The sequence below is a fragment of the Methanobacterium bryantii genome, from assembly GCF_002287175.1.
In the GTDB taxonomy this organism is placed as follows: domain Archaea; phylum Methanobacteriota; class Methanobacteria; order Methanobacteriales; family Methanobacteriaceae; genus Methanobacterium_D; species Methanobacterium_D bryantii.
On record NZ_LMVM01000023.1, the window covers coordinates 110684 to 123863 of the forward strand.

12 protein-coding genes are annotated in these 13180 nt (G+C 33.9%); 9 read left to right on the top strand and 3 right to left on the bottom strand.

The window, feature by feature from the left end; genetic code table 11:
• Positions 1-342 precede the first annotated feature (342 nt).
• A complete protein-coding gene (gene fbp, locus ASJ80_RS09095) occupies positions 343-1440 on the bottom strand; it encodes a fructose-1,6-bisphosphate aldolase/phosphatase (protein ID WP_095652071.1) in 1098 nt (365 codons plus the stop codon).
• A 936-nt stretch (positions 1441-2376) separates the two neighbouring features.
• The gene (gene aksF, locus ASJ80_RS09100; RefSeq protein ID WP_069584414.1) at positions 2377-3372 is read right to left on the bottom strand and encodes a homoisocitrate dehydrogenase; all 996 of its coding nucleotides are present in this window, start codon (positions 3370-3372) and stop codon (positions 2377-2379) included.
• A 658-nt stretch (positions 3373-4030) separates the two neighbouring features.
• On the opposite strand from aksF, the gene ASJ80_RS09105 reads away from it, so the two are divergent.
• The 4 genes from ASJ80_RS09105 to ASJ80_RS09120 all read left to right on the top strand — a co-directional run bounded on the left by ASJ80_RS09105 (position 4031) and on the right by ASJ80_RS09120 (position 7232).
• Entirely contained in the window at positions 4031-4813 is a 783-nt protein-coding gene (locus ASJ80_RS09105; protein ID WP_069584415.1) for a tetratricopeptide repeat protein, read from the top strand.
• Between the two features lie 4 nt (positions 4814-4817).
• Positions 4818-5186, top strand: a complete 369-nt coding sequence (locus ASJ80_RS09110; protein WP_141705196.1) for a hypothetical protein — start codon at positions 4818-4820, stop codon at positions 5184-5186.
• Between the two features lie 256 nt (positions 5187-5442).
• Positions 5443-6003, top strand: coding sequence for a HEAT repeat domain-containing protein (locus tag ASJ80_RS09115; RefSeq protein WP_069584417.1), 561 nt, complete (start codon positions 5443-5445; stop codon positions 6001-6003).
• A 248-nt stretch (positions 6004-6251) separates the two neighbouring features.
• Positions 6252-7232, top strand: coding sequence for a malate dehydrogenase (locus ASJ80_RS09120; RefSeq protein ID WP_069584418.1), 981 nt, complete (start codon positions 6252-6254; stop codon positions 7230-7232).
• Positions 7233-7338: 106 nt separating this feature from the next.
• Here ASJ80_RS09120 and ASJ80_RS09125 read toward each other — a convergent pair whose 3' ends face one another.
• A complete protein-coding gene (locus tag ASJ80_RS09125) occupies positions 7339-7635 on the bottom strand; it encodes a hypothetical protein (RefSeq protein ID WP_069584419.1) in 297 nt (98 codons plus the stop codon).
• Between the two features lie 404 nt (positions 7636-8039).
• Between ASJ80_RS09125 and pdxT the strand changes: the two genes are divergently transcribed.
• Genes pdxT through ASJ80_RS09150 form a run of 5 tightly spaced genes read left to right on the top strand, consistent with a single transcriptional unit; the run spans position 8040 to position 12828 of the window.
• Positions 8040-8618 carry a pyridoxal 5'-phosphate synthase glutaminase subunit PdxT gene (pdxT, locus tag ASJ80_RS09130; RefSeq protein WP_069584420.1) on the top strand — a complete coding sequence of 193 codons (579 nt, stop codon included), beginning with the start codon at positions 8040-8042 and terminating at the stop codon, positions 8616-8618.
• Positions 8606-9523 carry a class II glutamine amidotransferase domain-containing protein gene (locus ASJ80_RS09135; RefSeq protein WP_048080259.1) on the top strand — a complete coding sequence of 306 codons (918 nt, stop codon included), beginning with the start codon at positions 8606-8608 and terminating at the stop codon, positions 9521-9523. Before pdxT ends, ASJ80_RS09135 begins: the two co-directional genes overlap by 13 nt.
• A gap of 17 nt (positions 9524-9540) precedes the next feature.
• The gene (locus tag ASJ80_RS09140; RefSeq protein WP_069584421.1) at positions 9541-10230 is read left to right on the top strand and encodes a GltB/FmdC/FwdC-like GXGXG domain-containing protein; all 690 of its coding nucleotides are present in this window, start codon (positions 9541-9543) and stop codon (positions 10228-10230) included.
• 36 nt (positions 10231-10266) lie between these two features.
• Positions 10267-11328 carry a Coenzyme F420 hydrogenase/dehydrogenase, beta subunit C-terminal domain gene (locus ASJ80_RS09145; protein WP_069584422.1) on the top strand — a complete coding sequence of 354 codons (1062 nt, stop codon included), beginning with the start codon at positions 10267-10269 and terminating at the stop codon, positions 11326-11328.
• The gene (locus tag ASJ80_RS09150) at positions 11329-12828 is read left to right on the top strand and encodes a glutamate synthase-related protein (RefSeq protein ID WP_069584423.1); all 1500 of its coding nucleotides are present in this window, start codon (positions 11329-11331) and stop codon (positions 12826-12828) included.
• Positions 12829-13180 lie beyond the last annotated feature (352 nt).

Below are 13180 nucleotides of genomic sequence, written 5' to 3' on the forward strand. Positions count from 1 at the left end.
TTGATTTTACACTATTTTATAGTTTATTATAGTGAATGATCAAATATTTTTGACGCTATTTAATAAGGTAATTTGTTTATAGTGCTTTCGAAAATACGATTCTCGAATACCTAAAATTTATAAGTTTAAACATTTACGTCACTGTAAAATAAGTTATGTTTAATTTAATAATTAGATTAGAACACATCCAAATTTTTAATCAAATAAATCTATCAAATATAAATAAAAATTAGACTATTAACTAGCACGTCAGGGAAATGTAAATTAAGAACTAAACAAACATTATTTAAAAAGAATTCAATTAAGCTAAATTAAAAATTAAAAAAGAATTGAGAATTTAAATTAATCTATATCCTCAAATCTGCCTTCTAATTTTTCCATTACACCAGGAAGACTTGTGTATTCCATTTCATCTGCAGGTAACCTGTGTGGTTCAAATGGGCCGTGCCTTCTCATATAATCTGCTATTTCTGCTGCCTGTTTCCTTGCAGGGTCGTATGCAGGATCATCGAACATATCAGCAGGTCCTACCAGTTCACCATCTGCAATCTGGAATCCAAGAGCCATAACTCGTGGAGGTCCGTCAAATCTTACAGGGTAAGCATTTTTCTGCCCTACAGGCATTAATGGGCCGTTGTGTGAACCTCTCATCCATCCGCCGACTAAGTGTGGGAATGCAAATGGTTCTACAACTTCTCCAGCAGCAGGGAATCCTGATTGTGACCTTACAATTGCAACTGGGTCATCTTTACCAACATATGATCCAGCCATTAAGTTTAATCTTTCTGTACTTATTGCAGCTGCTATTTCATTGTCGTCTTTTCTTATAACACGTTTTATTACGTATCTGCTTATTGATCCAAGAAGTGCGAGTGCATCGTACATTTCTTCAGGACAGTTCATTATAACTTTTTTGTGTTCCATTACATCAAATATTTCAAATTTGTATCCGTTGTGTAATGAAGGGTCTATTACAAGTCCAGCTGTGTTAAAAGGGTCTGCAAACATTCTAAAAATAGGTAAGTTAAATGCACCAGGTTCTGTTTTATCGCAACAGAAAACAACTACAGGGTCACTTGGCCTTTCTTTAAATTCCATCTCTGCTACACCATGGCCCATTCCTTTGATGTTTCCTGAGAATGTGTCTGAGAGAAGGTCTTGACCTGCACCATAAAGTTTTAAATCTTTTGCGATTGCAGTTGCTTCCATAAATGCATTAAATGCTAATTCATGGATTTCTTTATTTTCTTCACCCTGTTTGTGGGTCATTATAAGTTCTGTGTCGTCCCCACAGTTGGTTATATAATAGTCTGTAAGAAGTTCTTCTTCTTTTGCCTTTGCAAGGATTTCTTCACATTTTGCAAGTAATGCAGGGTGAGCTATTCCATGTCCTGCAACACTTCCAACGTCTGCTTTAATTACGCTAATTGTAGTTTTCATATAAAAATTCCTCCAATTAATATAAAAATCTTTGATTTTTGAAGTTGAGGAAATATTCTATTTCCGAACCTTTCGAAATCTGTCAAAACCTTAAAAAAATCCCTCAAAAATTCGAAGAATTTTTGGGGCACGAAAATAGAAGATTTTCGCGGTTACAAAATCTCTGATTTTGTAAACATTTTTCTCCAGCTTTGATTTTGACGCCACAAAAATGAAATTTTTGCAGGCTCCGATTTCGAATGCCTACAAAACCGACGGTCTTCAAAATCATCAAAAATCTACGATTTTTGTGAGATAGAAAATGCTATTGCATTTTCTATATCTTTGATTTTGAGACCTCATAAACAAAGTTTATGAAGGTTTTGCGGCCGTAAAAATTCGTAGAATTTTTACATGCCTGAACACTGCCAAAATTTACAATTTTGACGTTTACGAAATTGAAAATTTCGTAAGCGAAAAATGGAATTTTTCGCATGCATCGAAAAACTTCGTTTTTCGAATGCCGTTGGAAAATCTACGATTTTTCGGGCAGCAAACATCTTGTGTTTGCATGCTTCGTGTTCGACGCACGAAAATCTGTCAAAATTCTTTGAATTTTGTCAGCTTTGATTTTTGTGGTTGTAAAAAACTGATTAAAGGTGGATTCAGTTATTTCAAATGAACAGTTTAAAGTTCAAAAATATTAAAAACATTGATACCTTTTATATCACCCTTAACTCTATAAAAAATATGATTCTGTATCAATATAAAACTTACTATGTCACTGTTTTCCTGAAATTTTCTAGAATTTTATTTAATATTAAATAGTCATGTTAAATATCTATTATACTCATAAATTTATTATACTCATTGATTTAATTAATTTACAGATTGAATGAAATGATTTAATTAATAGTAAAATGGATTCATAAAATTTAAGAGCATATACCTGAAAAACTATTTAGATTCTATTTTACTTTTAACCTCAAGGGCCATTTCCATTGTGGTGGCATTGCCGCCGCAGTCACAAGTCACTACTTTACGTTCATATAAGACTTTCATCAATGCATTTTCAACTTTACGGGCCGCATCATGTTCTTTAAGGTAATCAAGCATCATCACTGCAGACAATATCATTGCAGAAGGGTTTGCAATATTTTTTCCAGCAATATCTGGTGCTGACCCATGTACTGGTTCAAATAAACCGTTATTTTTTCCAATATTAGCCGAGGGTATTAATCCAAGCCCACCAACAAGTCCTGCACCTTCATCTGACAGTATATCTCCATATAAGTTCGTTGTGACAATTACATCGAACATTTGAGGTTTTGTAATAAAAAACATTGCTGTAGCATCTATATAAAAGTCATTGGTTTTAATGCCATCATAACTTTCAGCGACATTATAAAAAACATCTTTAAACAAACCATCTGTTTTTTTAAGTACATTTGCCTTGTGAACAGCAGTGACCCTGTTTCTTCCATTCTCTTTAGCATATTCAAAAGCAAATTTACAAATTCTTTCACTTGCTTTGGTTGTGATAATTCTTTTAGCCGTTGCACCGCCTTCTGTTTCTTCTTCAATACCAGAATAAAGGCCTTCTGTATTTTCTCTCACAATGATAAAATCAAGATCGTTGAAAATACTTTTCACACCAGGGTAAGATTTAACAGGTCTCAAATTAGCATAAAGATCTAATTCCTTTCGCAGTGTTATAATAGCACTTTTTTGGCTACGAATGGAGGTTACTGCTCCAAATAGGGAGGCGTCACAATCTTTTGCAGTTTGAATTGTTTCATCAGGTATTGTGGTACCAGTTCGCCTAAAACACTCTTCTCCAGCGCGTGCTTCTTTATAATTGAACTTAATATCCAAAGCATCTAAAACCTGTAGTGTTGCATCCATAACTTCCTTTCCAATGCCATCTCCAGGTATAACTGCTATATCATACATTAACTCACCGAAATATCCTTTGTTGATAATATACATTTTTCTGTATAAAATATGCTTTTAATTTTATATCTAAAATTCATTTTTTAAAATGTTTTTGAATCCTAAAATAAGTCACATTCTCAATTAAATATTTTTAAGGTACTAAAATAGTTAATACCATTCCCTATATTTTTTACATAATTTAAATTATGCATATTCATTTAAAATAAAATTGTATTTATTTAATCCATTAAAATTAGGATAAAGAGTGGTCCGGTACCCTTTTAAAGCCCAAATATGGAATAGCTTAAGGGCACCACTGTATAGTATGACTTTAAAGAATATAAATCCAATGGTATCTGTGAAATATGTCACATTATTATAGATAAAGACTATTTTAGATCATGATGAGTTATCATATTTAAATAATTAAATTATTATTTTAAAAATAAGGGATAATTAAACATGTGATTCAATATAATAAGGACAATTAATCAATTGTTCATATTATTAATTATTTTTAGCAATTATTTTACAGAGATTATAAAGAAACTTTGTGCAAAATTATATTAATATTAAACAGCATATAATAACCTAATTAAAACCATCCTTTACGCATAATACTTTCACTAGGATATTTATATCAAAAATAAGGATAAATTAAACGAGGTGTGATATAATGTGGGACATATTCCAATCCATTGGAAGCATTGCCAAAGTTAAGGAAAAAGGATCATTTAGAAACTATCAAAAAAAGCTTAAAGGATATCAAGAAAATGAAGCCAACGTTTTAATTGATATGGGCGTATTATGTTTCGAGAATGAAAACTTTGACAAATCGCTACAGTATCTTGAAAATGCCCGTCGAATATATTTTAACCTTGATGAAAAAGAAGCCGAGGCTTTCGTATCAGACCTAATAGGAGATGTTTATCTTAGTACAAGGGAAATAGATAAAGCTTTAACAGAGTACCAAAGATCATTTAGACGATATGCCTCAGTAAAATCACCCATGAAAAAGGAGATGTTTGAGAAAATAAAAGAAGTAGAAGACATAAAAGAAGCTATAGACCTTGCAAGTGAAGATAAAATAAATGCCAAAATAGAAGAAGAGTCTAATTATGAGGATATAGATGAAGAATTCCCAGATAACACTCCTGATGAAGAAGAGTGTATAAAAGAAAAGTACACATGTAAACTTAACTATGAAAAAATAGCTCCCAAAATAGAAAACCTCATGGATATAATTAAAAAAAGATACGTGGTTAAAGAATACCTGGAAAATAGATATGAAATAAATTATATCAGAAAATCCCTCATAGAAGCTTATGAAAAATGGAATTTTTCGTTGCTCCAAAATTCAAAGAATTTTAGAAAAAGCAAAGCATGCAAACACGGAGTGCTTGCTGCATCAAAATCAAAGATTTTGATTGCTTTTTCTAACTCCCCAAAAATTCTGTGAATTTTTGAGGATTTTGAGAGCACATAAAAACCTAGAGCATGAAAAAGAAGCAGTACTATTTTTAATTATGGGTAATTTTTTCATAAAAGAGGAAAAAACATACAGTGCCATGCAAAATTTCAAAGATGCGTTTAATCTATTTTATGAAATGGGAGATAATGAAGGAAAGGCATTTTCCCTTCTTTTTTTGGGAATAACATACTATGTATTAGGTAAAGAAGATAAAATATACGGCATATTTAAAGAAGCAATGAATATTCTTGAAGAATTAAAAGATATGGAAGGAAAATCAGCTGCAATAAACATTATAAATACATTATACAGCGAAGATATATGTTTAAATAACGAACATATCAACACTGCCACTACCTAATTAAATCCTTTAATTTCATATTATTTTTGATTTAGTCTTATAATTTATCTTTTTAGCTATTAATTTCTAAAATGTTATAGAAGGATACTACTTAGCTATTTTGTAAAAAAAAATTTTAATATAACTCATTCCATTAAATATATTCCAAATGAAAGACAAATAATATATAAAAACCATCCAAATGCCAATATTTGTTCTAAAATTGCGGTTATATTAAATTATAATCTGTAGGTTAAATATCAAACAGGTGTATAAAATGGAAAAGGAAGAAAATATTAAAAGATTGATCCAAAATTTTAAGGATAATGATGACCATGTTCGTCGTCAAACTTCAGAACTTCTTGAAGAAATTGGAGAACCTGCTGTAGATGAACTTATTCAAGCTCTGGAAGATGAAGATAGAAATGTTAGAAGAGGAGCTGCCCTTGCCCTTGGAGAAATCAAAGATGAAAGAGCCATAAATCCCCTTATAAAAACTCTTAATGATGAAAATAAATGGGTTAGGCGTCAGGTATCAGGTTCACTAGGAAATATGGGAGATGCAGCCGTGGACCCCCTCGTTGATGCTTTAAATCACCCTAACTGGCGTGTTAGGGGAGGAGCAGCATGGGCCCTTGGAAAGATTGGAAATAAAAAAGCTGTTGAGCCCCTTATAAAAGCATTAGATGATGAAAGTGGTTTTGTTAGAAGCGGGACAGCATGGGCCCTCGGACAATTAGGAGATAAACAAGCCATTGAACCCCTAAATAAAATTACAGATGATGAAAGTACTTTTGTTCGTAAAGTAGCAAAAGTGTCCTTAAAAAGACTGGAATAAAAAATATACCGTATTTTGTTATCATTTTTTAAATTAAATAAGTCTAATTAAACAATAGGTTTACATTTAGTTGATTTAAATAGAAAATCATCCATCAAATTTGAGATACAACTACCAATATTCATCAATTTATAAAAAATAATAATTAGTTTTAATAATCATCATTACATATAGTATTCAAGCATAAAGTTGGACTTTGAAGTATTGTTTAATTACTTTTTTTAATCTAATAATTTGAAGGTGTTATATTGAAAGTTAGTATAATCGGCGCAACAGGAAGAGTAGGCAGGGCTGCAGCATTCTGTCTGGCTGAGGAAAACTCAGTTAATAAATTAGTGCTTATAGCTAGAGAAGAAAGCGTTGATAAAATAAAAGGAGAATCATTAGATATTTATGACGCGCTTGCTGCAAAGGGAGTATATGTTTCTATAAAAACTTCTTCTGATCTTAATAGTATTGAAGGTTCAGATGTAGTTGTTTTAACTGCAGGGGCTTCAAGAAAGCCAGGAATGGAAAGAGCAGATTTAGGCTCTCTTAATGCAGAAATAGTTGCAGATTATGCAAGAAAAATTGCAGAAATTGCTCCAAATTCAATAATACTTGTCATAACTAATCCTGTAGATGTTATGACCTATGTAGCTTTAAAAGCATCAGGATTTAGCAAAAATAAAGTCTTTGGCCTTGGAAATCACCTGGATTCCTTGAGATTTAAAAACTATATGGCAAAACATTTCCACGTGCATGTAAGTGAAATACATACCCGGATAATCGGCCAGCACGGCCCGCATATGGTTCCCCTTATAAGTTCAACATCCATTGGAGGTATTCCAATTGAATATTATTCTGCGTGGGATTACTTCACAGGTTACAAACCATTTGATATTAAAGAAACAATTGAAACTGTAAAAAATGCAGGCAATAATATAATCAGTAAAAAGGGTGCAACAGAATATGGGCCTGCATTTGCTATTTCCAACATCGTAACCACAATTTTAAACGACGAAAGGAAAATATTAACAGTCAGCGCATATCTCGAAGGAGAAATAGAGGGAATAGATAATGTTTGCCTTGGAGTACCAGTTAAACTTGGAATAGAGGGTATAGAAGGCATATTGCCCATAAAAATGAGTGAAGAAGAACGAGATAGCTTTATAGAAGCTGCAAAAGTGGTTAAAAAAGATACAAAAAAGATTATGGAAAATTTAAATTTAAATTCAGAAGATCAATAATACTGCCATTTTTTGTACTATATCCCTCTTTTTAATATTCAAATATAATTTAATTCACGTATTAAATCTAATTTTATATGAAAATAAAAAAATAATGGATTTATTTTTAAGTACTATTTGTAGGTTTTAGAGGTTTAGTCGGATTTGAGCTAGAATTATTTGAACCAGACTTATTTGTAGTATTTTTAGCTACATGTTTTGTACTGTTATAACTACTTGAGCTAGTGGATTTACTTTTTGAATAATCTGAATCAGTATCGCTGGAATAATCTGAGCTATTTGTTGAATTATTTGACAGAGTAATATTAGGAATTATTTGAGTATTTTGAGATGCGAAAATGTACCCAACAACACCAAGCAAGATCAATATTATCAGTACCAACCCAATGGTTAATTTTTGCATTATGTTTTCTCCTTAATTAATTTTAAAACTTTAAGAAACTTTAGTTCTTGATAAATCCCTCAAAATCTATGATTTTTTAGGGACTCACATACTATAATTTGCAATATGATTATGAGATATATTTGAAATATTAATCGGTTATATATTAATTTATTGGAATATGATAGAATGCCATTTTTATTTTTTAGCATATTCATATCACAAAACTTTATATAAGTGTTCAATTATATCATTCATTAATACCTATATTTTGAACATTGTATAAAAAAAATAAGAATATGAATCATCTTTTCAGAAATATGCCATTTTCGGCAAATAGTTTCCGGTAAGTTTATATAATATTATTTTAAAATAGTATCAGCTTATAGTAACTACAAAGAGTCTAACAAACAGAGGAAACAAATATGACTACAATTGGTATTTTAAATTTACAAGGAGATGTTTCTGAACATTTTGAAGCCATGAAAAAAGCTGCATGTGACATAGGCAAGAATGTAGATGTTTTTAAGGTGAAAACCAGTGATGAAGTTTCAAAGTGTGATGGTATAATAATCTCAGGTGGAGAAAGCACTGTTATCGGGAACTTAATGGAAGAAACAGGTATTAAAAAAGTAATAGTAGATCAAAATATACCTGTAATGGGAACATGTGCCGGGATGGTTCTCCTTGCAAAAAAAACCGATTATGAGCAACCTTTGCTTGGATTAATTGACATGGAAGTTAAAAGAAATGCATTTGGACGGCAGAAAGTTTCATTTGAAGATGATATTGAAATTTTTGGTAAAAAATTCAAAGGCATTTTTATAAGAGCTCCCTACATTGAAAAAGTAGGGAAAAGTGTAGATATACTCTCAAAGTATAATGAAAGAATTGTTGCAGTAAAAAGTGGAAAATATATTGCCACAGCATTCCATCCAGAGCTTACAGGCGATACAACGATCCACGAGTACTTCATAAAGGAGGTATTAAATTGTGCGGAATAGCCGGAGTCGTATTTAAAGACAAAAAACTTCACCCAGTAGGAGAGATCATGACCAGAATGCTTGATGCCCTACAACACAGAGGCCCAGATTCTGCAGGTTTTTCCATATATGGAGGCCTTGGCCTAGCAGAAAACGAATATCTGCTAAATATTGAGGTAAAAGAAAAACCTGGTCTTCTAGATCAAGTTAAAGAAGCAGTAAACACAGTTACACAGATCGAAACAGAAGAAATAATTCCATCCGTGGAAAACTACAACATTTACAGATGTAAAATAGCCCTTAATTCATTTGAGGAACTTAAACCACTCATCATGGACGTGGATAAGTTAGAAGATGTAATTGTACTTAATGGAAGTCATTCATTTGAAATGATAAAGGATGTAGGATCTGTAAAAGAAATTGCAGATAGATATGATACTTATTCAAAAATGGGAACCCATGCAATAGGCCATACAAGGTTTTCCACTGAAAGTATAGTTGACCGTTATCATGCACACCCATTTCAGAGTTATATTACAGCAGATATAACTGTGGTTCACAACGGTCAAATTACCAATTACTGGAAAATAAGGGATCCTTTAGAAAGGAAAGGACATATATTCGAGACAAATAACGATACAGAATGTATTGTGCATTACATAGCTGATAAATTACACGAAGGCTACAAACTTGAGGAAGCCTTAGAACAGTCAGTAAAAGATATGGATGGCCCATTCTCATACATCGTTGGAACACCAAATGGTGTTGGAATAGCCAAAGATCAATTAGGACTCAGACCTGGTGTTCTTGCTGAAAATGATGAAGTGTTCGCCATAGCCTCTGAAGAGGTTTCTCTTCGTGCAGTAATGGATACACACGATATAGACCAAATATCACCAGGGGAAACAAGGGCATACACAATTTAACAGGTTTAGGTGATTTCATGAGTGAAATAGTAATTGATGCTAATTCAAAAGAACCAAGGGAAATAAATCGTGCCATTAAAAAAGCTGCCAAAGAATACGATAAAATCATTATCAAAAATCCAAATGCTATGCATTATATGCTTGCAGGGCTTACAGATCCAGTGGAAGTTGTAATTGAAGGTTCCGCAGGTTACTTTGCAGGTACCATGATAGACGGCGCTAAAGTACACATAACTGAAAATGCAGGATGGTTCCCAGCAGATAATATGACTGGTGGAGAAGTCATAATAGATGGAGCAGCTGGAGACGGCGTTGGACAGGGCATATACGACGGTACGGTTGTTGTACGAAGGAATGTAGGTTCCAGAACTGGAGAAATAATGAAGAATGGTACCATAATAGTTGGTGGAAATTCTGGATTTATGAGCGGGCTTTTCATGATGGGAGGACGTATAATCGTGCTTGGAAATATTTCAGATGACGCTGGTGAATCCATAATAAGAGGAACCATCTACGTTCTTGGAGATATAAAAAGCCTTGGTAAAAATGCCAAAATTGAAGAAATTGACGATGAAGATAAAAAAGAACTTAAAGAACTCTTACCTGCTTACGGATTTGAACTAGAAGAAGGAAAATACGATGAGTTCAGAAAAATAGTTCCACGAAGTAAACGACCTTTCTACGGTAAAGATACAGAGGAAGGATAAGGGGGCGATACTATTACACAAGAACAAAAAGTCGCAATGGTTGGGACACCATGCCAAATGGTCGCAGCAACTAAAATGGACAAACTCCTTAATGAAGAATTCCCAGTAGATATTAAAATTGGACTTTTCTGTATGGAGAATTTCTCTTATTCATACATGAAAGAAATGCTTAAAGAATACGATGCAGATATGAAGGATGTTTTAGAATGCAGAGTTGAAAAAGGACATGTATGGTTCTTTTTAACAGAAGACAGGACTGTGAAAATTCCTTTAAGCAAAGCAAAAAAATGCGTCCGTAAAAACTGTACAGTATGTATGGACTTCACATCAGAACTTTCAGATGTATCAGTAGGTTCTGTAGGCTCTCCTGAAGGATGGTCCACAGTTATAATAAGGACTGAAAAAGGATTAAAACTCATAGAAGCTGCAGAAAAAGACAATTATATACAAACAAAACCAATTGCAGATTCTGGACTTAAAATAATGGAAAAACTTGCAAAAGAGAAAAAAAGTAAAAGCAAGGAAGAAATTAAAAAAAGGGAAAGAGTTGGAAGACCTGTATTATACAGAAGGGAAATATTTGGAAATGAATATGAAAATGAGGTTTCAAACTGCACTTTCCATGATTTAAAAGGAGATGTAGTAGATATAGGTGCATGTGTCCTCTGCGGAGCATGTGTTTACGCATGTCCTGAAGAAGCCGTTGCAATAAAAGACAGGAAACCTGAACTTGTAGGTAAATGTGTTGAAGGATGTAACGCATGTTATGTTGCATGTCCTAGGACATATATTCCAGATGAAATATTAAGCAAAGAATCCGATAACAAGCCATTTGGAGATTACATCAAAATAGTATCTGTAAAAGCCCCTATGGTAAAAGGTCAAGACGGAGGAGTTGCAACAGCTCTCTTAACCTATGTATTATCCAGCAATATAGTTGATAATGCCATAATTGTTGATAAAAGCAGTATTGAACCATGGAAACCTGAAGCTAAGATTACAGATAATATTGCAGAAGTTCTTAAAGCTTCAGGAACTAAATACTCAGCCTGCCCAATTTTTAAACCACTTAAAGAATCTAAAGAGGGGGGAAGTTAAATGCCATTCAAGGTAGAAAAAAACAAAGAACTTTGCAGAAGAAACTTCGACCGACCTGGTTGCTGCTGGTACATGTGCGACAACAGAAATGAAGAACTCTGCAAAAACTGTTATTCCTGTTTTAATAACTGTCCTCATGGAGTTTATGAGATAATTGATGATGAATCTTATCCTATACATCATGAAAACTGTGTTGGATGCAGAATCTGTGAAGAAATGTGTCCAAATAATGCAATTGAAGTAATTGCAGTCCCAGAAGATAGGAGAAATGTCTGGTCATTTGCAGACCTTGTAGAAATTAACAGGAAATCAACGGAAGGTTCATACAAGGTAAGAGGTTGTGGAGCAACACGTGTTATTCCAACCTTCGATGACCTTGTAATTGTACCCGCTCAAGTTTCAAGACCTCCTATTGACAAGTACAGGGAACCATGTAACACAAAAGTAACTCTAGGATCCAGATATGCAGAAAACCCAATTGAAATTGACACTCCAATAATGATTGCTGCAATGTCATTCGGTGCATTAAGTAAAGAAGCAAAAATAGCACTTGCAATGGGTGCAACACTTGCCGGTACTGCAACAAACACCGGTGAAGGCGGAATGCTTCCAGAAGAAAGGAAATACGCATCAAAACTCATAGCACAATACGCATCAGGAAGATTTGGTGTGTCTGCAGATTACCTGAACAATTCAGAAGCAGTGGAAATCAAAATAGGCCAAGGTGCAAAATCAGGTATGGGTGGACACCTTTTAGGTGAAAAAGTAACAGCAGACGTTTCAATGATAAGGAAAATCCCAGTGGGAACTGACGCTTTAAGCCCAGCAAGGCACATGGATATTGTAGGTCCTGAAGATCTGAGCATGAAAATAGACCAGTTAAGGGAAATAACAGACTGGAAAGTGCCTATAATCGTTAAATTCACTTCAGGTAGAGTCAGCGACGACGTTAAAATTGCAGCAAAAGCAGGTGCGGATATAATTGTTGTAGACGGTATGCAGGGAGGAACTGGTGCAGGACCAGAAGTAGTCACAGAGCATTCAGGTGTTCCAACCATAGCAGCAATTGTAGAAGCAGACGAAGCCTTAAAACACGTAAATCTGCGTAAAGAAGTGAGCCTTGTAGCTGGCGGAGGTATCAGAAATGGTGCTGACGTTGCAAAGGCCATTGCTTTAGGTGCTGATGCAGTTTACATAGCAACATCTGCTCTGGTTTCACTTGGATGTAGAGTTTGCCAGACATGTTACACAGGAACATGCAGAAAAGGAATTGCAACCCAAAATCCTCAGCTTAGAAGACGTTTAGATTACATAGAAGGAGGTAAACAGGTTGCAAGATACATAGAAGCTATGACTGAAGAAGCTTGTATGTTGACCCAGCAGGCAGGAAACACTGACCTGCAGAAACTTGAAAAAGATGATTTAAGGGCACTAACGGTCGAATCATCACTTTTAACCGGCGTTAAAATGGCCGGATTAGAGGCTCCTGTTAAATATTAACAGGAATCACTTGAAAATCCCTCAAAAATCCATAGGTTTTTTGGGCCCTCGAAATTCATAGAATTTCGGGGCATGTAAAAACATTCGGTTTTTACGGTTGTGAAGCTTGCTTCACAAACACCGAAAATTTTTATAAAAATTTTCGAGTGTTCGGAAAATCCTTGATTTTCCTCAACCTCAAAAATCGAAGTTAGAGAAAAATGTTAGCAAAATCTCTCAAACCCATCGGGTTTGGAGCACAAACCAAAGGTTTGTAAGCTACGATTTTGCTACATGTGAAAATTTTTAATTTTCACGGTTGCAAAACTCAGTTTTGCAAACAGCAAAAACAGAGTTTCCGCATGCTATCGAA